General features: G+C 62.5%; 17 protein-coding genes. 6 read left to right on the forward strand and 11 right to left on the reverse strand.

Going from position 1 to position 24482, the window contains the following annotated elements; all coding sequences use genetic code 11:
- Window positions 1-129: 129 nt before the first annotated feature.
- Window positions 130-5958 carry a manganese-oxidizing multicopper oxidase MnxG gene (mnxG, locus tag B0D71_RS29730; RefSeq protein ID WP_103397882.1) on the reverse strand — a complete coding sequence of 1943 codons (5829 nt, stop codon included), beginning with the start codon at window positions 5956-5958 and terminating at the stop codon, window positions 130-132.
- 204 nt (window positions 5959-6162) lie between these two features.
- Window positions 6163-6771 carry a lytic transglycosylase domain-containing protein gene (locus tag B0D71_RS29735; RefSeq protein ID WP_103397883.1) on the reverse strand — a complete coding sequence of 203 codons (609 nt, stop codon included), beginning with the start codon at window positions 6769-6771 and terminating at the stop codon, window positions 6163-6165.
- A gap of 206 nt (window positions 6772-6977) precedes the next feature.
- Between B0D71_RS29735 and gspG the strand changes: the two genes are divergently transcribed.
- From gspG to B0D71_RS32030, 3 genes are all read left to right on the forward strand, one after another.
- The gene (gene gspG, locus B0D71_RS29740; RefSeq protein ID WP_103397884.1) at window positions 6978-7412 is read left to right on the forward strand and encodes a type II secretion system major pseudopilin GspG; all 435 of its coding nucleotides are present in this window, start codon (window positions 6978-6980) and stop codon (window positions 7410-7412) included.
- 14 nt (window positions 7413-7426) lie between these two features.
- A complete protein-coding gene (locus B0D71_RS29745) occupies window positions 7427-8614 on the forward strand; it encodes a type II secretion system F family protein (RefSeq protein WP_103397912.1) in 1188 nt (395 codons plus the stop codon).
- A gap of 155 nt (window positions 8615-8769) precedes the next feature.
- Entirely contained in the window at window positions 8770-9435 is a 666-nt protein-coding gene (locus B0D71_RS32030) for a hypothetical protein (RefSeq protein ID WP_165798770.1), read from the forward strand.
- A gap of 84 nt (window positions 9436-9519) precedes the next feature.
- On the opposite strand, the gene B0D71_RS29760 is transcribed toward B0D71_RS32030, so the two are convergent.
- Entirely contained in the window at window positions 9520-10416 is an 897-nt protein-coding gene (locus B0D71_RS29760) for a LysR family transcriptional regulator (RefSeq protein ID WP_103397886.1), read from the reverse strand.
- A gap of 145 nt (window positions 10417-10561) precedes the next feature.
- On the opposite strand from B0D71_RS29760, the gene B0D71_RS29765 reads away from it, so the two are divergent.
- Window positions 10562-11989, forward strand: coding sequence for a mechanosensitive ion channel family protein (locus tag B0D71_RS29765; protein WP_103397887.1), 1428 nt, complete (start codon window positions 10562-10564; stop codon window positions 11987-11989).
- A 122-nt stretch (window positions 11990-12111) separates the two neighbouring features.
- Here B0D71_RS29765 and ycaC read toward each other — a convergent pair whose 3' ends face one another.
- The 5 genes from ycaC to B0D71_RS29800 form a co-directional block, all read right to left on the reverse strand.
- Complete coding sequence (gene ycaC / locus B0D71_RS29770; protein WP_103397888.1) at window positions 12112-12738, reverse strand: isochorismate family cysteine hydrolase YcaC; 627 nt, start codon at window positions 12736-12738, stop codon at window positions 12112-12114.
- A gap of 70 nt (window positions 12739-12808) precedes the next feature.
- Window positions 12809-14647, reverse strand: a complete 1839-nt coding sequence (locus B0D71_RS29775) for an amidohydrolase (protein WP_103397889.1) — start codon at window positions 14645-14647, stop codon at window positions 12809-12811.
- Entirely contained in the window at window positions 14647-15255 is a 609-nt protein-coding gene (locus B0D71_RS29780) for an antibiotic biosynthesis monooxygenase (protein WP_103397890.1), read from the reverse strand. Before B0D71_RS29780 ends, B0D71_RS29775 begins: the two co-directional genes overlap by 1 nt.
- Window positions 15248-15664: a DoxX family protein gene (locus B0D71_RS29785; protein WP_103397891.1), complete on the reverse strand. Its 417-nt coding sequence runs from the start codon at window positions 15662-15664 to the stop codon at window positions 15248-15250. Before B0D71_RS29785 ends, B0D71_RS29780 begins: the two co-directional genes overlap by 8 nt.
- A 1042-nt stretch (window positions 15665-16706) precedes the next feature.
- Window positions 16707-17624, reverse strand: coding sequence for a LysR family transcriptional regulator (locus B0D71_RS29800; RefSeq protein ID WP_103397892.1), 918 nt, complete (start codon window positions 17622-17624; stop codon window positions 16707-16709).
- A gap of 158 nt (window positions 17625-17782) precedes the next feature.
- Between B0D71_RS29800 and B0D71_RS29805 the strand changes: the two genes are divergently transcribed.
- Window positions 17783-18244 (forward strand): helix-turn-helix domain-containing protein, encoded by a 462-nt coding sequence (locus B0D71_RS29805; protein ID WP_103397893.1) that lies wholly within the window; start codon window positions 17783-17785, stop codon window positions 18242-18244.
- 34 nt (window positions 18245-18278) lie between these two features.
- Here the strand turns inward: B0D71_RS29805 and B0D71_RS29810 are convergent, their stop codons facing one another.
- Both B0D71_RS29810 and B0D71_RS29815 read right to left on the reverse strand, forming a co-directional pair.
- Window positions 18279-19103, reverse strand: a complete 825-nt coding sequence (locus B0D71_RS29810) for an alpha/beta fold hydrolase (RefSeq protein ID WP_103397894.1) — start codon at window positions 19101-19103, stop codon at window positions 18279-18281.
- A 34-nt stretch (window positions 19104-19137) separates the two neighbouring features.
- The gene (locus B0D71_RS29815) at window positions 19138-19713 is read right to left on the reverse strand and encodes a flavodoxin family protein (protein ID WP_103397895.1); all 576 of its coding nucleotides are present in this window, start codon (window positions 19711-19713) and stop codon (window positions 19138-19140) included.
- Between the two features lie 407 nt (window positions 19714-20120).
- Between B0D71_RS29815 and B0D71_RS29820 the strand changes: the two genes are divergently transcribed.
- Window positions 20121-22925 (forward strand): ATP-binding protein, encoded by a 2805-nt coding sequence (locus B0D71_RS29820; protein ID WP_103397896.1) that lies wholly within the window; start codon window positions 20121-20123, stop codon window positions 22923-22925.
- Here the strand turns inward: B0D71_RS29820 and B0D71_RS29825 are convergent.
- Window positions 22890-24374: an ATP-binding protein gene (locus B0D71_RS29825; protein ID WP_103397897.1), complete on the reverse strand. Its 1485-nt coding sequence runs from the start codon at window positions 24372-24374 to the stop codon at window positions 22890-22892. The genes B0D71_RS29820 and B0D71_RS29825 overlap by 36 nt on opposite strands.
- Window positions 24375-24482: the final 108 nt, after the last annotated feature.

Raw genomic sequence — 24482 nt, forward strand, 5'->3', positions numbered from 1 at the left:
GCTCCCGATGGGCTGCGCAGCGGCCCCAAAAAAATTTGGGGCCAACGCAGATTTTGTGAGTGCTACGCACTCAAGCGGGAGCAAGCTCCCTCGCCACAGATATCCATCACCTGCTCTATTTTTTAGCGCCTACGGTGTCGGTGCCGTTGTCGGCGCCGGTTCATTCGTGACCCGCAGCAAGCCCCAAAAACCGGCGGTATTGCCGAAGGACGCGTTGTCGCGGTACAGGTAATCCCCCGCAATTGCATTGGCGCCGCCAGCGCTCGGGTGCATGGCACTGAAGTGCGCGGCCGGCAGCACGCTTTCCCGGGCGCCGACATACATCGACATCGGGTTCAGGCCGAACCGCACCGAACCCACGCCTGGGGCGCCCATCGGATAGCCATCGACATCGCTCTTCTCCGACAGGAACGGGTTGACCGACCAGACGTGACCGTCAAGCTGGAAGGTCGAGCCGCGACTGCCGCCGGTAGGCATCAGCACATGGGTGCGGAACGGCTGCCCCGGTTTCACGTAGAACACGGGCGTTTGCGGATCGCCGCCCACCAACGCGTTGCTGTAGGCCATGTGGGCGTTGGGCACGTCACCGAAGCCAAAGCCACCGGCACGACCGAACGGTGCATCCGGAGCGAGGCCGAAGCGGTACCACATAGGCTCGGTCTTGTAGTTGATGGCCATGCCGGCGTTGTCCTTCGGATCGTTCGGCACGCCCATGCCTTCCGAGGCGATACCTTCCACCGGCCGTCCACCCGCCCAGCGCAGGTTCAAGGCACGCTGCCAGACCATCGCAAAGTCGCGGTAAACCGTCTGCCCCGTCGCTGTGACCGTGGCCGATGCACGCTTGGCATCCTCGACCCAGGTGGCGCCGACCGGCAGCACACTCATCGCCCCGCCGAGGCCTTTTTGCGGCTGCTTGATCACATCCGCCGGGGTGAAATTCAACCCGCCGAACTCCACCGCCGTGGCGTTGATGTTGTCGACGCTACGGCCCAGTTGGGTCACCGGTTTGCCTTCACGCTCCAGGTGCCCGGCGTAGTACTGGTAGGTACGGGTCGGATACGCACCCGTGTTGCCAACCCGTGGCGGCACGGTCTGGATCGGGTTGGCGCCGACGTTGGTGCCGTCGGACTTGGTGATGTCGTAGGCCAGCAATTGCGCATGCAGACCGACATGGCTGGAAGGCCGCAACAGGTTGTTGTTGAAGGTGGTCGAGCCGTAACTGTCATGACGGTCACGTTTGACCAGCCCCTGCAGGATGGCGGTCTGGGCCAGGTCAGGCATCACGCTCGGCAGACGGTTCTCCAGGGTGATGTTGATGCAGTCCCCGGCCGCTGCGCGCAGTACCAGCGGTTCGACAGGCACGCCCGCCTTGAGCTTGCCGGTGGTCGGGTCGAGGTCGGTCTTGCGCACGTAGAGGATCGCGGTCGGGTCATGGATCGGCCCGCTCTGGCCACCGATGGTGATGGTTTCGCCGTCCTCGGGATCGGTCACCGTTACCCGGGGAATGCTCACGGTTCGCGAGTTGAACACCAGGGTGCCGCCCGCCGGATTCAGCGGCCCGCCGACATGCTGGCCAAGCCCCTCAGGGTCGCCGATGGACAAGCCCAGCGGGTTGCTCAGGATGTCGTTGGCCAGTGCCGCCACCACCTCATAGTTGCGCTGCACGGTAGGCCTTGTGCCGATGCCGTTCGGGTTGGCGCTGATCCGTGGACAGGTGCCGTCGAATGCCACGGTGTTGCGCATGCCCGCCGGTTTCGGGTTGTTCGGCAGCGCGAACAGGTCGTTGCGTTGCGCGGTGTAGTTGCGCATCACGCCCCAGATACCGTTCCAGTAGCCTTCAATCGAGGCGTCCATCGAGTACAGGTAATCACCGGTGCTCGCCGCGGAACTGGAGAGCATCGACACCGGCGCAATGAAGCCCATCTGCTCGGAAATCCCGACCATTTGCGAGGCGCGCCAGCCTGAGTTGGAGCTGTTGCCATAGCCGGTGCCGCTTTGCAGCCACTTCACACCGTGCAGGGTGACGTTGTGCTCTTCTTCATGGCCGCCGGCATGCACCCGCAACCGCACGTTGTCGCCGGTATAGGTGCGCAGCATCGGCGTGAACGGGTCACCCGGTTCTGCACCGCCACGGTTGATGTGCGGCGGGAACAGCGTGGTGCCGCCAGTCGGGCCGGTGGCCGAAGTCACCAGGTTGGGCGCCAGGTTCATTGCCGGGATCGCACGGTCGGTACGGCTTTGCATGGCGAACGACAGATCGCCCCCCATCCCGTCGGCCTGCATGCCGCGCTTGCCGTCCGGGCCGACCTTGTTCGGGTCGAACACCCGCAGGCCCAGGGGCTCGTTGCGGTAATTGACCACGAACATGCCGGGGTCATCCACCGAGATCGCCTGTGGGCATGGCCGGGTCGGGCAGCCCGGCTTGATGCCGCCGCGGGCCTCGACCACCGACTCGAGCAGGTTGCTGGCGTTGTTGCGTACGGGCGGGTTGATCGCGTAGCGGAAGCTGTCGGCCGTCGCCGGGAACGCCTGCGGATTAGGCACGCCATTGGGGCCGGCGCCAACGTACACGCCGGCTTCGTAAGCGTGCTGGAAGTCACTGTATTCCAGGAAGAACTCACGGAAGCTGTCGTTCTTGCCGTCACCGTCCAGGTCACCGGTAGAGATCACCGCTTGCCAGGAGGTCGGCCCGCCATCCGAACGCGCACCGTTGTACAAAGGCTCGCCGGTTTCGGCATGGAACCAGGTGGACCCGGCCGGTTCGGCCAGCACGGTGGCGTACAGGCCAATCTGTTGGTGAGTCGATGGGCCGAGGTGGTCGTGGGTGAAGATGGTCCCCAGTCCACGGTCGACACCCTTGGTGTTGATCACCGGGTCGATGAACCAGCGCTGCATCGCCGTGCGCGCGCCCATCCAGTCGGCCCGGCCATATTGGCCGAAGAACGGATGGCTCTTGGCTTTCGGGCAGGCCGGCGTGCCGTCACGCGGGTCGGCGCCTTCGCACTGATTGAACGCGCGGATGGCATGGATGCGTTCCACCACGGCACCCGGGGAAAGCACGCCGTCTTCGTAGTTCCAGCCGTTGGAAGAACCGTCGGCGGACGTCAGGTCCCACTTCGGCAGGTGAATGTGCTGGCCGATCACGTCGGTCGGGGTGCGCACCTGATAGTCGTCCATCTCATAGGTGGCCGGCACCAGGTTGGTTTGCTGGTACTGCACGCAGTCGAAGGTGTTCATGCGCATCACCAGCGGCTCTGGCGGACGCTGCTTGGTGATCACCGGCCAGGCGTCTTCCCACAACGCCAGAATGCGCGCCTGCGGAAAGTGGTAGCCGACCTTGTTGTACACCGCGTCGAACTGGATGTTGGCGGCCTTGTAGATGCGCGGACGGTCGGCGGTAAAAGTCGAGGAGCCGGTGAAGGACATCCCGTCGATGCGCTCGCCGCTGTTGTATTCACCGCTGCCGGCGCTGCTGGTCAGGCGTTTGGCCCGATCATCCATGCACGGCTCGTAGAACGGTGCACCGGCAATCGGCAAGGCGCCATTGGTGCGGAAGTTGCGTGCCACCACTTGTTTGCCCGGCAGCACGGCGAAGCTTGGGTGCTCCTTTTTGGCGTGGAAGGCCATGGCCGCCTGTTCGACCTCAGTGCCCTCTTCCGGTAGGTAAATCGGTTTGGCGCGCTTCACTTCCTTGGAGAAATCCAGCGACGTGGTCACCGTGTGCGCCTCGCCACCGGCAGACACGCCATCCAGCGCATGGCGCCCCAGACCACCGTCCCAGCCACCGGACTGGTTCGGGTCGAGGTTGGCCCACAGTCCATTGCCGCTGGTTTTCAGGGCCTGGGCCTTGGCGGCATCGAGCATGTCCAGCGGCGGGGTTGGCGGGCGTTGGCCGACCGAACTTTCCATGCCGCCGATCCAGAATGGGAAACCGGGGTTCTTCAGACTGCCGTCGGCGTTGCGGTTGGCTTCGCTGCGATCGACCAGCGCCAGCGAGCCGATGGCCTGGACACCGCCATTGCCGCCGTCGTCATCATCATCGTCGTCATCGTCGCCCGCGGCCACCAGGGTCTGGCCGATTTTCGGCACCACGGCGACCTTGCCCGGCATTGGCGCCATGGCTTTGCCAGGCAGCGGTACGACCGCCGGGATCGGCGTACCGGCGATGATTTCGCCATCGGGCAAGGCCCGCGCGCCCGCCGCCGGTTTGCCGCTGCGCAGCGCATAGGGTTTTTTGTGGAAGCCGTCGGCACCTTGCTGGGAAACTTCGAGTCGGGTGCCTTCTTCAAACACATCGTGCACCCGCCACATGGCCCACATGCCTTGGGCGAAGTGCGGGTAGAAGTGGCAGTGATAGATCGCATCGCCTGCTACCCGGTTACGGTTACCCGAACCACCGTTGGCGATTTCGTAGGTGTAGCCGGCACCCGGGCCGATACCCTGGGCGTCCAGGTAATCGGTGTTGTCATCGTTCGGGTTGTACAGCCATTGATGCCCGTGCAGATGGAAGATGTGGTGTTCGTAGCCGTTATGGGTGTTGCGGAATTTGACGAAGTCACCGATGTAGCTGTGATTGACGTTGGACGGTTCCGACGGATACAGCGCCATGGTCGCCTTGACCCCGACCTGATCGGCACGCGGCACTTCGCCGGGGCGAATGTTTTCCAGGCCGGCGTTGGCCGGTACGTCCACCAGCATCGCCACGTCGCCCACGGTGTGCGAGCTCAAGAAAAACTCTTCATAGGCGCAGGACAGGCAATCGTGCATCGGCCCCACGCCCAGACGGTTGGCGACCACTTCGGCGCCCATGCCGCCGGAGCCGTAGTTGATCATGAACGAGTCGCGGGTCGGCTCCAGCACATGGCCCATCACCGGGTCTGCAAAGTACGCCGGGAAGGCTTGGGTGACCGCGGTTTCATCCTGGAACTGCGAAGCGAAATCGCGGAACGGCTCCAGCCGGTTCGGCAATGCCGGATTGCGTTTGCCCATGGCTTCCAGCGGATAGGTCGATGGCGGGAAGCTGCCGTCGGCATTGCTGCCCATCACGATCGCATCGCTTTCGCTGGAAATGATTTCACTGCCTTCCACCATGTTGATGATCGGTGCACCGGCCTTGCCTTCGCGAATCCATGGCTCGCGTTGCGGGTAGCGCGCCTGGTAATCGACGATGGGCTGTCCGGCCGGCGTACGTCCGGTGCTGGCCAGGCGCATTTCTTCTTCGGTCAGGGTGTTGCGGTAAGTACGACCACCCTTGGGCACGACCACCACCTGGGCGAACAACCCATTGGCGTTATTGCCCGCACCGCCCTCGCCACCGAAGGTCGCGCCACGGCTGCTGACATCGAACGCACCTTCGCGCTCGGCGTACAACGTATAGGAGCGGCTGCTGCCCGGGGCGACGAGACTGTTGGAGTTGCGCCCGGTATAGGAGGCGATGTCATCGATGCTGTTGACGGCCTGCATGCCGTTGACCTGAAAACCGACATGACGGTCAGCCACCTGCTCATCGGCCTTGAAGTTTTCGGCGTTGCCGGTCTGGCCGCCCTCGTCCTCCTCTTCCTCGCCCTCTTGCTCAAACCCGTCATGACTGCCCGGGTTGGCCTGATAGGCCAGCAGGTTCTGCAGATTGATGGTCAGGCAATCGCCGGCTGCCACTCGCAACACCAGCGGACGCGGACGCTTATCGGGCCGCAGGGAAACCTTGCCCGGCACTGCCGCGCCCCCTTGGGCGAGGGAAATGTCATGGTCATCGACCACATCGCGACGCAGGGCGAACATCATGCCGTTGACGTTCTGCGCCCCCAGGCGGTTGAACATCAGCGGCTGATCGAACGCCACGACGTTGGCCACCAGGTTGCGCTCACAACGAGCGGCTGCGCTGGCAATCTCGATGCCGAGCATCGACGTCACCAACAACAGCAAATTAATCAAGGACGGGGCGTGGGATATGCCGATCATAGTCTCGGGCCTCGATGCGGGTTTTCAGGGAACGATTCAAGTCAAATCGTCGAGAGCAATCCGCGTGCCACAAATAATTACGTTATTAATCAGTAAGTTATAATTACGACTTAATACGCCGGGGGATATTCCCCACCCAATCCCCCATTTTCTCGCCGGGGCCACTATTCCCCACTATTGGGGAATTGCGCCCCAGGGCCGCGATCACAGCGGCGCATCCGCGGCCAAGCCCTGCAAACGCCGATACTGGTTCAGCACGTTGGGCACATAACGCTGGGTTTCGGCGAACGGCGGGACCACGTTGCCGCGGCTGAGTACCGCTTGCGGGCCGGCGTTGTAGGCCGCCACGGCAAGGCGAATATCGTTGTCGAACATCGTCATCAGGCGCTTGAGATAGCGGGCGCCGCCCTGGATGTTGGCCTTGGGGTCGTAGACGTTGGTCACACCCATTTCGCGGGCGGTGTCGGGCATCAATTGCATCAGTCCGCGAGCGCCCTTGGGTGAGGTAGCGCGGGCGTTGTAGCTCGATTCGGTCTTGATCACTGCGTGTAGCAGCGCCGCCGGCAGTTCGTTGGCCGTGGCCGCCGCCGACACCAGCTCGGCATAGGGTTGCGCGGCGATCATCTGCGGTTGCTGGTCGAGGCTGACGACCGCCGCATCGGGCTCACGAATCACCCGTTCATAGTGGCGACCCGGGCGGTGGACATTGGACAGGACGTAGCTGCCATTGGCATCCACGGAAACAAACACATCGGCCTGTGCGGCGCCAGTCAACACAAGCAGACCCAGCAACCCGGTGGTGAGTGATTTCATTGTTATACCTCCCCTTCCCGGCCCCGGAAAATGGGGGTATTGCCCCAATGGCCAGTCGTGCAACAGCCATACGCAAGCACTGTGCCGTAACTGAGAAGGCCCGTAGTACGGGGGGTGCAGAAGGATCACCAGAGGTGAGCATGGCAATTGCATACAGTTATATGGCAACCACATAGCAACTCTGCTATCGACTGTGCGAGGTCATCATGAATCAGCATCTGCGTTATGCCCGGCGAACCCAAAGCGGGTTCACCCTGCTCGAACTGTTGGTGGTGCTGGTGGTGCTGGGGCTGTTGGCCGGCATCGTGGCACCGAAGTATTTCGCCCAACTGGGTCGTTCCGAAGTGAAAGTAGCCAAGGCGCAAATAGAAGGCTTGAGCAAAGCCCTGGACCTTTACCGCCTGGAAGTTGGCCATTACCCCTCCACCGAACAAGGCTTGCAGGCGCTGGTCACTGCCCCCGCCGACGAACCGCGCTGGACCGGCCCGTACCTGCAGAAAAAACTCCCGCAAGACCCTTGGGGCCGCAACTACGCCTATCGCTATCCCGGTGAAAACAGCGAGTACGACCTGTTGTCCATGGGCAAGGACGGGCAACCCGGCGGCGAAGGCGAGAACGCCGAAGTCACCAACTGGAACTGACGGATATGGCGACCATGCGCTTTCATCTCAAAGCCGTCGGCAAGGCCGGTGTTGTCTCAATGACCGTCGATGCGCCGGGGCACAGCGAAGCCAGGCGCATCGCCGAGGACCAGGGCCTGCGGGTGGTCAGCCTGCACGCCGAGCGCCATTGGCGTGCGTTGCGCCTGCACAAGCGCGAGACGTTCAACCTGGTGCTGTTCAGCCAGGAGCTGACCACATTGCTCAACGCCGGCCTGCCGTTGATCGATGCGCTGGAAAGCCTGGCGGAAAAGGAAAACGCGCCACAAGCCCGCAAGACCCTGAGCGAGCTGGTGCGCTTGCTGTACGAAGGCAAATCGTTTTCCCAGGCCTTGGGCCAACTGTCGGCGGTGTTCCCGCCTTTGTACGTGGCGCTGGTGCAGTCCAGTGAGAAGACCGGCGCCGTGGGCGATGCCCTGGGCCGCTATGTCAGCTACCGACAGCGCATGGACGAGGTTCGCCAGAAGATCATCAGCGCGTCGATCTACCCCATGCTGTTGCTGGTGGTGGGCGGCGGCGTGGTGTTGTTTTTGATGGGCTACGTCGTACCGCGCTTCAGCCTGGTGTTCGAAGGGCTGGGGTCGAACCTGCCCTGGTTGTCGCAGATCCTGATGAGCAGCGGCATGTTCCTTCACGCCCATCAGGGCGAATTCTTCGGTGGCCTGCTGGCCATCATCGTCGCCCTCACCCTGCTCCAGCGCCAACCGGCCTTTCGTCGGGGACTGGACCGTGTGATCGAAAAACTCCCCGCCGTGCACCAGCGCATCTTCATGTATGAGCTGGCGCGCTTCTACCGTTCCCTGGGCATCCTGCTGCAAGGTGGCATCCCCCTCGTCACCGCCATGGGCATGGTTCGCAACCTGCTCACCGTCGCCTCCCGCAGCCGGCTGGACCAGGCCTGCGAACGGGTGCGCGAAGGGCAATCGTTGTCAACCGCGCTGGAACTCAATCACCTGGTGACCCCCGTGTCCCTGCGACTTCTGCGCGCCGGTGAACAGTCCGGCAACCTTGGGCAGATGATGGAGCGCAGCGCCGACTTCTACGACGAAGAAATCAGTCGCTGGATCGAATGGTTCGTGCGGCTGTTCGAACCCTTGCTCATGACCTTCATCGGCCTGTTGATCGGGGTGATCGTGATCCTGATGTACATCCCGATTTTCGAACTGGCCTCGAGTATTCACTGACCCCTTGGAACAGGGTCGTGCCGTACGTTGCTTTTTTCAGCCTCCAAACTGAATAAATCAGGCCGTCGAGGTGTTTAACAAGCTCCAATGGGAAAAAAGCAGCACGTTGCAATGTTAATCAACGTTCCAATCTGAATAAAAAGACGGAGAACGACATGCACATCAATAAGCTTTTACTGGCAGTAGCTATTGGCGCGGTTCTGTCGGCGTCTACCGTATTGATTCCGGACAGCCTGTCCGGGGTATCCAGTGCTCAGGCCAAGGATGGGAGTGGTGGCGGCGGTGGGGGTGGTGGCGGTAGTGGTGGTGGCGGCGGTGGCAATGGAGGCGGCGGCGGTGGCAATGGAGGCGGTGGTGGCGGCAATGGAGGCGGCGGCGGTGGCAATGGAGGCGGTGGTGGCGGCAATGGAGGCGGCGGTGGCGGTGGCAATGGAGGCGGTGGCGGCGGCAATGGCGGCAGTCACGGCGGAAACGGCAGTGGTGGCAACAGTGGTAGCGGAGGCAACAGCGGCAGCGGCCACAGCGGCGACCATGGCAGCAACAGCGGCCACGGCAGTGCCAACAGCGGTTCGAGCCACTCCGGAGCGGTTTCATCCTCAGGGCGCAACGGCACCCATGATGAACCCGGGGATGACCATGGCGTCCATGCCAACGGCGAGCCCGGCGATGACCATGGCGTGCACGCCAATGGCGAGCCCGGCGATGACCGTGGCGTCCACGCCAATGGCGAAATCGGCGATGACCGTGGCGTCCATGCCAATGGCGAGCCTGGCGATAACCGTGGTGTCCATGCCGAGCCAGGCGATGACAAAAGGAGCTGATTCCTACTGATTCCCATACAACACAAGACCCTGTGGGAGCAAGCTCGCTCCCACAGGTTCATTTGAGTCAGGTACTCCGCGTTTCTACAACCCACCCTCAGACTGATCCAGTTCCTCACGCAAAAACTCAACCAGCGCCTGCACCGGCCGCGAACTCTGCCGGTGTTGCGGATAGACCGCCGACAACGTCAGCGGCTCCGGCCGCACATCCTCCAGCACCTCCACCAGCCGTCCATCCTGCAACGCCGAGCCGACAATGAACGTCGGCAAATACGTGATCCCCAGGCCGGCGATGGCCGCGTCCTTGAGCAATTCACCGTTGTTGACCCGCATCCGCCCGCTGACATTGACGCTCAATGGCTTGCCCTGCCCCGCAAAACGCCATTGCACCTGGCGACCATGGCCGTATGGCAGGCAGTCATGACCGTGCAAGTCCTCAGGTTTGAGCGGTGTGCCGCGCTCGGCCAGGTACGTGGGACTTGCGCAGTACACCCGTTCAATGGAGGCAATGCGTCGGGCAATCAGCGTCGAGTCTTCCAGTGTGCCGATGCGCAACGCCAGGTCGTAACCTTCTCCGAGCAAATCCACCGGACGGTCGCTCAAATCCATCTCCACGGTCACGTCGCGATAGCGCTGCAAAAACACCGGCAGCAGGCACCCCAGATGCGCCAGTGCGAACGACAGCGGCGCACTCACACGGAGGGTCCCGCGTGGCTCGGTGGTCTGGCCGGCAATACCCTGCTCCACTTGTTCGACTTCGCTGAGCAGGCGCAAGGCTGACTCGTAATAACTCTGCCCAAGCGGCGTGACATCCAGTCGCCGGGTCGAGCGATTGAGCAAGCGCACGCCCAGGCGCTCTTCAAGTTGCATCAAGCGGCGGCTGACAAACTGCTTGGACAGGCCCAGTTGATCGGCAGCAGCGGTGAAGCTGCCGGAGTCCATGACCTGGCAAAAAATACGCATATCTTCGAAGGGGTTCATTGTCACATCCGGGTTGACAGTCAAACACTGTATAGCCGCTTTTTCCCTTCCGGGCACAGCATTAATCTTCGTTCACGGCGCAGATATCACCTTCCCCTCAGGCGCTGCGATCTTTTTGCCGCAAACATTTAAATGGAGTTTCCCCATGTCCTTGCTCCTTGAGCATTTGCTTTCCCTGAGCGCGCTGCTGTTGGTAGTCGACGCCCTGCTCTGGCACCTCGCGCCATTCAAGCATCGCGTCATCCGGGTCGGTGTGCGTCTGGCGTTGTTCCTGCTGTTCAGCGCGGTGATCATCAACGCCGGCGTCAGCCCGTTGCAGGCGCCATTGTTTGCCGATGATCGCGTGACACAGTTGGGGGCCACGGCGCTGGGGATTCTCTGGTGGCTGTATGCCGCGCGGGTACTCACCGAAGTGATCGGCTTGGTCCTGATGCGACGCATCGGCCATAGTGGCCGGCTGTTGCAGGATGTCATCGGCGCCCTGGTGTTCCTGGCTGCCGTCGTGGCCGCCGCTGGCTACGTACTGGAGTTGCCGGTGAAAGGTTTGCTGGCGACCTCCGGCGTCGTCGCCATCGTCGTGGGTCTGGCATTGCAGAGCACGTTGAGCGACGTGTTCTGCGGCATCGTGCTCAACACCACCAAGCCGTATCAGGTCGATGACTGGGTTTCCATCGACGGCGTTGAAGGCAAGGTACTGGACATCGACTGGCGGGCCACCCATCTGCTGACCAGTGCTGGCAGCACGGCAGTGGTGCCGAACTCGGTGGCGGCCAAGGCGAAGATCGTCAACCTCAGCCGCCCGACCAACCTGCACGGGGTGTCGATCAGCATCCAGGTGCCCAACCACATCCGCCCGCGTCGGGTGCTCGATGCCCTGGATCGTACCCTTCAGGGCAGCAGCAGCCTGCTGCTCAATCCGCCGCCGAAAGCCATGCTCAAGGAGGCCGGCGAAACCATGTCCGAATACGTGGCCAGCGGCTTCATCGCTGAACTGGGCAAAAAGGGCGAAGTACGCAACCAGCTGTTCGACCTGGCCCATCGGCACCTCGAAGCAGCAGGCATTTCACGGCAGCCCGATGGCGTGATCGAGCCGTCGACCCGCGCACGGGCCTTGCTCGACGAAGTGAAAATCTTCCGCTCCCTGAGCACCGAGGAACGTGATCGCCTGGCCCGCAACATGGTGGCGCAGCAATACGCCGCCGGTGAGGTGGTGCTGGATCTGGAAGAAGTACCGGACTGCCTGTTCGTCATCGCCACCGGTGTGGTCAGCGCCACGGTCCCCGACGGCAACACGCAGATCGAAGCCGGCCGCATGGGGCCAAGTGAAGTCATGGGCGAACAAAGCATCCTCGCCGACACGCCGTCCCAGGCACGGTTCACCGCCATGACCTCAAGCATCATCTACCGCCTCGACAAATCCCTGACCCGCAGCTGCATGGAGCAACGACGGGAAGTCGACCGGGCGTTGAACAAGCTGCAAGCGGTGCGGCAGCAGAACAGCCGGATGGCGTTGATGGCCAAACCGGTGGTGGTCAGGAAAGGAGGTTTTTTGAGTTGGTTGCAGAGTCGCTGATCCACGGTTCACACAAAAAACCTGTAGGAGCTGGCTTGCCAGCGAAGAGGGAGTGTCAGTGACATTGATGTCGTCTGACAGGCCGCCTTCGCTGGCAAGCCAGCTCCTACAGGTGATGGGGCTTACTGGGCGGTGAACTTCGTGTAGCTGTTGATCAGGTTGCGATAGTTCGGCAGGCGTTCGGACAGCAGGTTGGCCAGGCCTTCCATGTCGTTGCGCCAGTCGCCTTGCAGCTCGCAGGCCACGGAGAACCAGTTCAGCAGTTGTGCGCCGGCGGCCGACATACGCGCCCAGGCCGCTTGTTGCACGGTGGTGTTGAAGGTGCCGGAAGCGTCGGTCACCACAAACACCTCAAAGCCTTCAGCAATGGCCGACAAGGTCGGGAACGCCACGCACACGTCAGTCACTACACCGGCAATGATCAGTTGCTTGCGACCGGTGGCCTTGATCGCCTTGACGAAGTCTTCGTTGTCCCAGGCGTTGATCTGGCCCGGGCGTGCAATGAACGGCGCGTCCGGGAACTGCGCCTTGAGCTCCGGCACGATCGGGCCGTTCGGGCCGCTGTCGAAACTGGTGGTGAGGATGGTCGGCAGTTTGAAGAACTTGGCGATATCGCCCAGCGCCAGCACGTTGTTCTTGAACTCGTTGGGTGTGAAATCCTGCACCAGCGAAATCAGACCGGTCTGGTGGTCGACCAGCAATACCACGGCATCGTCTTTGTTCAGGCGTTTGTAGGGAACGTTGCTCATTGGAAACTCCTTGATGGATGGTTGTTGCAGTCAGCGCCGCCCTGCTGGGCCGGCGCTTTTTTTGAATGGGTCAGAAGGCAAAACACGAGCAGCCAAAGGCGCCCCAGAAACCGGCAAAATCGCTGACCGGCGCGTTCGACAGGCGCGCCCGTTCATGACTGTGGGAATGCACCGCGCACGGCCCGCTGCAGTGGTGAACCTGGGCCTGCATCGGCGACGTCGGGCGCCAGTGGCCCGGCACCTTCACCACCGGCGACCAGTCCGGCAGCACCGGCACGCTGGCCGGCCCGAGCTTCTCGAAGTCACCGGCGCCGTACACCACCTTTCCGCCGACGACGGTCAACACCGACTCGATCCACTTGATCGCCTCTTCATCGACGCTGAAATAATCCGCGCTGAGGGCGGCGACGTCGGCCAGTTGCCCGACCTTGATTTGGCCCTTCTTGCCTTGCTCCGAGGAGAACCAGGCGCTGCCGTGGGTGAACAGTTCCAGCGCGGTCAGGCGCGAAAGGCCTTCAGCGTGCAACGCCATGCCGCCGACGGTGCGGCCACTGACCATCCAGTACAACGAGGTCCACGGGTTGTAGCTCGATACCCGCGTCGCGTCGGTGCCGGCACCGACGGGTACACCTTCGGCCAGCATGCGTTTGATCGGCGGCGTGGCTTCGGCCGCCTTCGCGCCGTAACGCTCGACAAAATATTCCCCCTGGAACGCCATGCGATCCTGAATCGCAATGCCGCCCCCCAGCGCCCTCACCCGCTCGATGTTCTGCGGGGTGATGGTTTCAGCATGGTCGAAAAACCACGGCAAGCCGTTGAACGGAATGTCGCGATTGACCTTCTCGAACACGTCGAGCATGCGGCTGATGGATTCGTTGTAAGTCGCGTGCAAACGGAACGGCCAGCGTTGCTCGACGAGGTGGCGTACCACCGGCTCCAGCTCGGCTTCCATGGTTTGCGGCAGGTCCGGGCGCGGTTCGAGGAAGTCTTCGAAGTCCGCCGCCGAGAACACCAGCATTTCCCCGGCGCCGTTGTGCCGCAGGTAATCATCGCCCTGGTGCAACTTCACGCTGCCGGTCCAGTTCTTGAAGTCGGTCAGCTCTTCCTTGGGCTTCTGGGTGAACAGGTTGTAGGCGATGCGCACGGTCAGTTGCTGGTCCTTGGCCAACTGCTCGATCACCTGGTAATCGTCCGGGTAATTCTGGAAACCGCCGCCGGCATCGATGGCACTGGTCAGGCCCAGGCGATTGAGTTCACGCATGAACTGACGGGTCGAGTTGACCTGATATTCCAGCGGCAGCTTCGGCCCCTTGGCCAGCGTCGAGTACAGAATCATCGCGTTCGGCCGCGCCACCAGCATGCCGGTCGGCTCGCCATTGGCGTCGCGCACGATCTCGCCACCCGGCGGGTTCGGCGTGTCGCGGGTGTAACCGGCTACGCGCAACGCAGCGCGGTTGAGCAAGGCGCGGTCGTACAGGTGCAGCACGAACACCGGCGTGTCCGGTGCTGCCTGGTTGAGCTCCGCCAGGGTCGGCATGCGCTTCTCGGCGAACTGGAATTCGTTCCAGCCACCGACCACCCGCACCCACTGCGGCGTCGGCGTGCGGTCGGCCTGGTCCTTGAGCATGCGCAAGGCGTCGGCCAGAGACGGCACGCCTTCCCAGCGCAGTTCGAGGTTGTAGTTGAGGCCGCCACGGATCAGGTGCAAGTGCGAGTCGTTGAGCCCGGGGATCACACAGCGCCCCTTGAGGTCGATCACTTGTGTGCCTGAACCCCGCAGGGCCATGGCTTCGGCATCGCTGCCGACCGCGACAAAACGCCCGTCGCTGATCGCCACGGCACTGGCGAGCGGTTTCTCACGGTCAACCGTATGGAATTGACCATTGAACAGAATCAGATCGGCGCTCATCACGGTTCCTCATGCAATGTGGAGGGAGACAGCCAGGGCGCGAACAGGCGCGTCGCCATGGGCATGAACAGGTAGACCACCGACAGCACGATGGTCAGGGTGATCAGGAACGTGGCCACCACGTAGTTGGAAAGAAATGCGTTGAGCCGTAGCAGCGGCCCCCAGAGCAGTGGCACCAGCAAGGTGTGCGGCAGGATCACCAGCAGCGTCACCACGGCCTGCTTCCAGCGCGGCGGTGGCGTGCCGGCTTCGGCCTGGGGCGAGAACCAGAACTCGTTGACCGGATTGACCTCGGTCTGATCGCCATCGGCCAGCATCGGCGCGGCTTCGTTGACCAGTTCCTGGCGTTGCGGTGAATCGAGCCAGCGCTGCATCGCCTCGGTCGAGCAAAAGCGCAGCACGCAGGTGTAAGTGTCGAGGCCGGCGTTTTTACCGCGCACCACATCCACGCCCAGGTGCCCGACGTTCTGTGCGGCCACCTTGACGATGTGGCGCAGCCAGGCTTCATAAGGCACTTCGAAACCGGCCTTGACCCGGTGCTTGACGATCAGGGTCACCACCTCGTCAGGCCCGGGGTTGGCGGGTTCGCGGCGATTGGATTCAGACATAACGCAAGGCTCCGGCGAAACGGACGTTGAGCGCCAGCCGTCCCGGCCCGGCGATGAAAATGCTGGTAAACACAATCAGCAACAGCCAGCCGAACTGGCCTTCGAAGAGGGTCCACTGCGGATGCACGATCAACATCGACACCCACAGCACAAACAGAATAGGCAAACATGCCAGACGCACCAGCAACCCGGCGACGATCAGCAGCGGGCACACCACCTCGGCGAAAATCGCCAGCAGCAGCGTCAGGTTCGCGCCCAGGTGGAAAGGGTTTTCGATGTTTTGCAACTCGGCCGCGTAGTGCAGCAGCTTGGGCAAACCGTGGACCCACAACAGGAACAACCCGCCGCTGACCCGCAGGAACAGCAGCCCCCAGTCTTGCGTCCGATCATCGCGTCGCGAAACGTCCATGGCCTACCCGCACAAATGAAAAACCACCGGCGTCGAGGCGCCGGAACTGGATTTGATAGTGCCGGGACGGGGGGAGGAAAAATTGAATGTACGTGCTCTGTTTGCGGGAAGACCGAGATCGACCAAACGACATAGAACCCTGTGGGAGCGAGCTTGCTCGCGATGGCGGCGGGTCAGTCAACATCCATGCTGAATGTGATGCCGCCATCGCGAGCAGGCTCGCTCCTACAGGGGTATTCGTTGCTTGCTGCTACTCGGCTAGCCTTGCGGATCGAGATTATCCAGCGCCCATTTCACCGCCAGCGGTCGGCGGCTTCGTGGAGCTTGTTTGGATTGAGTGATTCGTGGGGGGAAACGCGGGGGAGCTTGCTCCCGTTCGGCTGCGCAGCAGTCGCAAATCCATTCAACGCGGTCTGCCTGACAAACCGCATCGCTTGATTTTGGGGCCGCTTCGCTGCCCAACGGGAGCAAGCTCCCTCGCCACACTGCTGGTGAGAGCCAGAAGATTTACGTCGGATGTAATGCCGTCATCGCTGGCGAGCCAGCTCCTACAGGGGATTGGCGTGTATCTGCGAGAGATTGGTCGGCTGGCAGGCCGCCATCGCGAGCAAGCTCGCTCCCACAGAAGAGTAAAAGCAAAAGAAAAAGCGGCGTACACCTTCGCTCTTCACCACTCATCAGGCCGAGCGTTAGCTCGCCTGCAGCTCTTGATCTTGATCCACCCGCCCCCTCGGGAGGCTGAGCGGAGGTGTTTATCCGGGGATGGGCGCGCAGCGCCGTTCGACGCAGTCGAACTCATTGCATGTAGGTCGTCGCGAAGCAGACCGGAGGGCAATGCCCCCGGATGGATACCGGAGCGAAGGAACCCCGAGCTTTAGCGAGGGGCCGTACGCCAGGGGCGAGACTTTTTGGTTCCTTTTGTGTCGTTTGACAAAAGGGACTTGCCGTAAGGGCGAAACCGCCAGCCGCCGTTACCGCAGAAACGGATATGTACTCAATCAACCAAGAACCTGGTCGGCCCAGAGGCCGCCAAGGTCACCACCTAAGAAACATCCAAAGCCAAAGACATGAACTGACCGATCCGCGACCGCAACCACCGCTCCGCCGGATCATTGTCATGCACCCCGCTCCAGGCCATCGACAACTGCGCCGCCTCGATCTCGAACGGCGGATCCTCGGCCCGCAACCCACACCCCTCCACCAAAGCACACGCCGCATAATCCGGCACGGTGGCAATCATCTCGGTCCCGGCGAGCAACGCCCGCAACCCACTGAACTGCGGCACCCCCAGCACCACACGACGACTACGCCCGACCTTTGCCAGATCCAGGTCGATATTGCCACTCAAGTCCCCCGAGAACGACACCATCGCATGGGGCCGCTCGCAGTACTCGTCCAGGGTCAGCGTCCCCGGCCGGGTGTCGCCACGCAGCACCTTGCAGGGAATATCGCGCAGCTTCTTGCGCTTGGCATTGGCCGGCAGATCCGTGGTGTAACTCACGCCCACCGAGATCTCCCCCGACGCGAGCAACGCCGGCATCAACAAGTAATTGGCCCGCCGCACGACCACGACGATGCCCGGTGCTTCCTCTTGCAACTGACGCAGCAACGGCGGAAACAAACCGAACTCGGCATCGTCCGACAGACCGATGCGGAACACATCGCAACTGGTCGTCGGATCGAACTCCTTGGCCCGACTGACCGCACCGGAAATGGTGTCCATCGCCGGTTGCAGCTCCTTGAGAATCGCCAGCGCGCGCGTCGTCGGCTCCATGCCGCGACCGTTGCGCAGCAGCAACGGATCATCGAACAGATCGCGCAAACGCCCCAGCGCGGCACTCACCGCCGGCTGACCCATGAACAGTTTTTCGGCAACGCGGGTCAGGTTCTTTTCGAACATCAGTGCTTCGAAAATCACCAGCAGGTTCATGTCGACGCGACGCAGATCGTTACGGTTCATAGGCACGGGTTCCTTGTGTGATAGGCCAAGCGCGAGGATGAGGATTGTGTCTGACTTTGCCCGGGACTTCCCGCCATGAACGAGGAATTAACAACGATTAACTCGCAAGCCAGAGCCTTCGGGGCCAAGAATGAAGCCTACCGACACGGACATTCGCCATGGCTCACGTTCAGCAAAATGCCGCCCCGGCGCCATTCACGCCTGCGCCAAAGAAAAGCACCGGCGGCCTCAGCCCGCAACGCGAACGGCTGGTTAAACAACTGATCCTCGATCGCCTCGGCGACAGCCTGGAAGTCACTGAACTGGCACAGGCTTGCGCCCTCTCGCGCAGTCATTTTTCCCGCGCGTTCAAGTGCAGTACCGGCCTCTCGCCGCAGGACTGGATTCGCCAGCAGCGCGTTGCCCTGGCCAAGCAATTGATCCAGTGCACCGACATGAGCCTTACGCAGATCAGCCTCGAATGCGGCTTCTGCGATCAGGCGCACTTCTGCCATATCTTCACCCGCAGCGAAGGCATCAATCCGTTTGCCTGGCGCTGTCAGTTTGTCCGCGGTACCTCGTTGAGCAGCAAAAGATCGCAGGCCAGACCAGCCCCCACAGAGTTGTGTGTACACCCGTAGGCACTGGCACAGCCTGCGTTCTTTGAATCGCAGATCAACCCTTGAGGAACGCCAACAGATCGGCGTTGAGCTGGTCCTTATGGGTGTCCGTCAAACCGTGAGGGGCGCCCGGGTAAATCTTCAGTGTCGAGCCCTTCACCAGTTTGGCAGAGGCGACGCCCGCTGCTTCGTACGGCACCACCTGATCCGCGTCGCCATGCACCACCAGGGTCGGCACGTCGAACTTCTTCAAGTCTTCGGTGAAGTCAGTTTCCGAGAACGCTTTGATGCAGTCATAGGCGTTCTTGTGGCCAGCCATCATGCCCTGCATCCAGAACCAGTCGATCATGCCCTGGGACGGTTTTGCGTCAGGTTTGTTGAAGCCGAAAAACGGGCCACTGGCGAGGTCGATGTACAACTGCGAGCGGTCGGCCAGCGAGGCCTGGCGGATGCCGTCGAACACCTCCAGCGGCAGGCCGCCGGGGTTGGCTTCGGTCTTGAGCATCAGCGGCGGCACGGCGGAAATCAGCCCGGCCTTGGCCACGCGGCCGGTGCCGTGGCGACCGATGTAACGCGCCACCTCGCCACCGCCGGTGGAGAAGCCAAACAGCACGGCGTTCTGCAGGTCGAGCAGCTCGATCAGTTGCGCCAGATCGTCGGCGTAATGGTCCATGTCATTGCCCGACCACGGCTGGCTGGAGCGCCCATGACCGCGACGGTCGTGGGCGATGACCCGGTAGCCCTTGGAGGCCAGGAAAATCATCTGCGATTCCCAGCTGTCGGCGTTCAACGGCCAGCCATGACTGAAGACAATCGGCTGACCGGTGCCCCAGTCCTTGTAGTAAATCTCGACGCCGTCGCGGGTAGTAAAGGTGCTCATGGGTGATGCCTCCTTAACGAGGGTTGGGGGTGAATCAAACCGGTACCGGGTTCATGCGATCCGCCAGGCGCGCCACACGCTCGCCCAGGTGCGCGGCGGTGCAGCGATCCTCGGGCGGCGGCGCATCGTCGGGGGATTGCTCGACATTCGACTGGGCCATGGCGCCGAGGGAGCTGCCCAGGCGATTGAGCTGTCCGTTGAACGCGCCGGTGCTGGAGCGCGCCGGCAGCAGGTCGAGGCCGACCCAGATCATCGAATGCTGGGCGGCGAACACCGCCATCTGCAGCAAGGTGTTGAGCTTGTCGCCGCACAGGCAGCCGGAATTAGTGAAGCCCGCCGCGAGTTTGTCGCGCCACGGCTGGGCCAGGTAGAACGCCGCCGTGGCTTCCATGAACGCCTTGAAGGCCGCCGAGGCACTGCCCATGTAAGTCGGCGCGCCGAAGATGATGGCGTCGGCGTTGTGCAGCCGTTCCCAGTGTTCGTCCACTTCCTCGACCGGAATCAATTGGCAGGTGCTGCCCAGGTGCCGCTCCACGCCCCCGGCCACGGCCTCGGCCATGACCCGGGTGTGCCCGTAGCCACTGTGATAGACCACCACCACGTTGCTCATTGGTCTGTCCTTTGTGGGAGCGAGCCTGCTCGCGAAAGCGCTGCATCAGTCACCGCATAGGCTGAATGTGACACCGCCTTCGCGAGCAGGCTCGCTCCCACATTGAGCTGCTCACGGCTGACTGCCATTTCATCCCTGCCTTCAGTGGAAGTTGAAGAAGGAGAGTTTTGGCGCAGACCGCACGCAGGACGAGTTAAACGTTGTTAATTTTCCTTGGCGCGCAAAAAGCCCCGGCAAGGCCTGCCCATCTGTCGCACCCAATGTTTTCGGGACCGACAGCCACTGGCCGATACGCTAGAGTCAACGCCTGCCCCTTCAGTCCCCCAGGCGGCGCATTGCGCTCTGTAAAAAACCTGAGGAATATGCTCGAAAACCGTGTACTAGACGGATGCAGCAGGAGCGACTCGTTGACCCTTTCCCCCGAACAGGCTGTGCATTTCGGCCCCTACCGGGTCTACCCCGGACAACGCCTGGTGATGGAGGCCGACCAGCCTTTGCGCCTGGGCCGGCGCGCCATGGACATCCTGTTGATCCTGCTTGAGAACGCCGGCAACGTGGTCAGCAAACAGCAGCTGATCGCCAGGGTTTGGCCCAACAGCGTAGTCGAAGACATCAACCTGCGGGTGCACATGGCCGCGTTGCGCAAGGCGCTCGGCGACGGTCAGGCCGGCCAGCGCTACATCGTCACCGTGGCCCAGCGCGGGTACAGCTTCGTCGCACCCCACTCACTGGAACAAGCCGAGCAACCGCCAGCGCCCGTGGCTTTTGCACCGAGCCGGCATAACCTGCCGGTGCGCCGCACGCGCATGATCGGCCGGCGGACGCTGGTCGATCATCTGGTGGTACAACTGCCACGCCAGCGTTTCATCACCCTCGTCGGCCCCGGCGGCATCGGCAAGACCACCGTGGCCTTGCGGGTCGCCGAACAGCTGATCGGTCACTACCGGGACGGCATTCGTCTGCTGGACCTGACCCCGATTCACTGCCCGTTGATGATCGACGGCCACCTGGCGACATTGCTCGAACTGGCCCTGCTCGACGACCAGCCCCTGAGCGGTCTTGCCGACTGTCTGCGCGACAGGCAAATGCTGCTGGTCATCGACAACTGCGAACACCTGGTCGACGCCATCGCCCAGCTCTGCGAAAACATTCTGCGTAGTGCGCCGCACGTGCATATTCTCGCCACCAGCCGCGAGGGCCTGCGGGCCGAAGGGGAATTCGTCCAACGCCTGGAATCACTCGACTGCCCGCCACCCATCGCCGTCCTCGACCGCGCTCAGGCCATGACCTTTTCCGCCCTGCAACTGTTTGTCGAGCGGGCCATGGCCAGCCATGACAGCTTTGAACTGACGGACAATGAACTGCCACTGTTGATCGACATCTGCCACCGACTGGACGGCATTCCACTGGCCATCGAACTGGCGGCGGCACAAGTGGGCAACGTCGGATTGCCTGGCTTGCTGGCGCAGTTGCAAAGCAGCTTTCGGGTGCTGACCCAGCCCTGTCAGGCGCCCCTGGCACGTCATCAGACCCTGCGCGCGACACTGGATTGGAGCTTCGAACTGCTCAACGCCTGCGAAAAGACCTGCCTGCGCCGACTCAGTGTCTTTCGTGGCAGCTTCACCCTGGAGTCGGCAGCGGCGGTGATTGTCGGTGAACACATCGCACCCCGCGAGGTGTTCGGCTCGATCACGCAACTGGTCGCCAAGTCGTTGCTGAACGTGGAAGTCAGCGACGAGGATGTTTTCTACCGCTTGCTCGACACCACCCGCACCTACGCCCTGGAAAAACTCACGCAATCCACCGACCTGCCCGGCACGCGGGAACGGCATGCCGAGCGCTGTCTGGCACTGATGCAACAGGCGCAGGACGACTGGGAGAAAACGCCGACCGGCCTGTGGATCGAGCGCTATGGCCGGGCACTCGAAGATATCCGTGCAGCCCTCGATTGGGGTTTGCACGCTCAAGGGCCGCAGGCACTGGCGATACGCCTGGCCGCGACGTCCACGCCCCTGTGGCAGGAGCTGTCACTGCTCAAGGAGCATGGCGGTTATGTGCGCAAGGCGCTGGCGTTGCTCGACCAGTCACCCGAGCCTTGCCCACGCTTGAAGATGGCCCTCAAGCTGGCCTTGGGCAGTGCCTGTTACCACGCTCAGGGTGGTAGCGCCGAAACTGTTGGAGCCTTTGTCAGCGCCGGGGCACTGGCTAGGCAACTTGATGACGTGGCCGGGCAGCTGCGGGCGACTTCCGGGCACCTGGCGGTCAATCTCAGCTGCGGGCATTACCAGATGGCCCTGGAACAGAGCCGGCAATTCGATCAACTGGGGCTGCATGACGACGCCCTGATGTCCTTGAGCATGCATCGATTGCGGGTGCTCGCCCTGCACTTCTCCGGCGACCAGCATCAGGCTGGGGACCATGCCGAACAAGTGCTGCAACGCATGGCCCACAGCGGTCATCTCAACCGTTTCACCCATGGCTTCGGCGTGCAATACGACCAGAGTGTCGCGGCGCTGACCATTCACGCGCGTATCCTTTGGCTGCAAGGCCAACCGGAACGGGCCTGGCGTACAGCCCGGCAGGCGCTGGACATCGCGTTGCAGATCAACCACGGCACGTCGATCTGCTACACCCTGGCGCTCGCCGGCTGCCTGATCGCCCACTACAACGGCGACACCCGCAGTGCCCGCGAACTCCTGCGCCTGCTGCTGGAGCAGGCACAGAAACACTCGGTTCTACTGTTCTATGACTGGGCGCAACACTACGCGCAGGTGATTGGCGACACCGATGTTCGGCCAACTGGCCGCCGAAGTGTCGGCTTGATCAAAGACATCATGGTCACGCTGGATTCGACCCGCGTCGACGATGATTTGCTCGTGCGCGCGCAAAACGGTACGGCGGGTTGGAGCACGGCGGAGATTCTGCGGGCCAGGGCCAAGGCATTGCTGGCAACCGATTGTCCGGCCAAGGCCGCGACGGCCGAAACCGTGCTGCTCAAGGCCCTCGACGTGGCCAAGGCCCAGGGCGCCCTGGCCTGGGAGCTGCGCAGCGCCACCTCGCTGGCGCAATTGTGGCAGCGTCAGGGCCACCACCAACGGGCGCATGAACTGCTGGCACCGCTCTATCGGCGCTTCACTGAAGGGTTTGCTACGCCTGACCTGATGACGGTTCGCCGGCTACTCGACGAGCTGCAATGCCACCTGCCCGCTTGATGGCCAGCGCGTCTGGCTGACGTACCCGGCATAACGCATTTCGAAGGCGCGCATTTCACCGCTGAGTTCGAGTTTTTCCAGGGCGTAGGTGCGGGTGGTGTTGAGGAAGCGGTAACGGGTCACTCCACCGCCCTGCTCCATGGACAGCAGCGACTTCGATGCCAGGCTTTCCAGTACCTTGATCAGGTTGGCGACGGGCAGCCTGTCGCAACTGATCACAGCTATCGCTGCATCTTGGGTAAACGCCATTTTGAACACCGCCAGGCGCTGCAACACGGTTTGTTCCAATGGCGTCAACCGTTCGTAGCTCCAGTCCAGCGCAGCCTTGAGCGTCTGATGTCGGGGAACGGCCGTGCGACGGCCCTGGGACAGCAACTCAAAACAGTTGCCGAGCTGGGCCTGCACCCCTACCAGCGCCAACGCATCGATTTGCGCCGCCGCCAGTTCAATCGCCAACGGCAGGCCATCGAGGCGCCGGCAGATTTCCCGCACGACCTTGAGGTCTTGCTCGCGCAGGGCAAAGCCTTGCTGACGGGCCCGGGCACGGCTGACGAACAACTGCACCGCCGAATAGCCCATGACCTCGGCGACGCTACGCAACGCTGACACCGGCGGCACCGCCAGCGGTGGCAGACGCGATACGGTTTCGCCCGCCGCCTTCAGCGGCTCGCGGCTGGTGGCGAGGATCGACAGCCGGGGCATCGTGTGCAGCAGTGTCTCGATCAACGTCGTGCAGCGTTCGAGCAGGTGCTCGCAGTTGTCCAGGACCAACAAGGCGTGTCGCTGCGACAGCGCCTCCAGCGTGGTGCCAACCTTCAGTTCAAGGGTTCGTGTGAGGTAATCGGTCACTTGCGCCGGGTCATCGATCGCCGCCAGGTCCACCAGCCACACGCCGTGCCGATAGTGCTGCAACAACAGCTCGGCCACGCGCAGGGCCACGGTGGTCTTGCCTATCCCGCCGGGCCCGACCAGGGTCATGAAACGCCGTACCGGCAACTGCCGCACCAGGCTGCCGACGATGGCATCGCGCCCGGTGATCGGCGTGAGCCGCGCTGGCAGATTGTGCAGGCGCTTTTGTACGGTCTCGCTCGGGAAACATGCGGGCTGCGGCGAATGTTGCACCGGGGCGACAAAACTGTAGCCGCGCTGGGGAATGTTGACGATGTAGCACTGGCCGTTCTGCCCGTCGCCCAAGGCACGGCGCAAGGCAGCAATGTGTACCCTCAGGTTGATCTCTTCGACCACGGAGCGCGGCCAGACCTGCGCAATCAACGCTTCCTTGCTGACCACCGAGCCCGCGTGTTCGACCAGTACCTGCAACACGTCAAGGGCACGGCCGCCCAGGCGCAGCGGCCGATCGCCCTCCAGTACCAGTCGCTGTCCGAGGTGAAAGGCATAGGGACCAAAGCGCAGCACCGCTTCGCTGTTTACATCGTTGAGGCTGTTCATGCGCTGTCACCCGCTGGAAGCCTGGCTCGGTACGCGAGTCCATCCCAGGCTCCGCACCTTCCTTGCAATGAGTTCACCGGTATCTTGGCATGCCGCAGTGATCGTACA

The sequence above is a fragment of the Pseudomonas laurylsulfativorans genome (genome assembly GCF_002906155.1).
GTDB lineage: Bacteria > Pseudomonadota > Gammaproteobacteria > Pseudomonadales > Pseudomonadaceae > Aquipseudomonas > Aquipseudomonas laurylsulfativorans.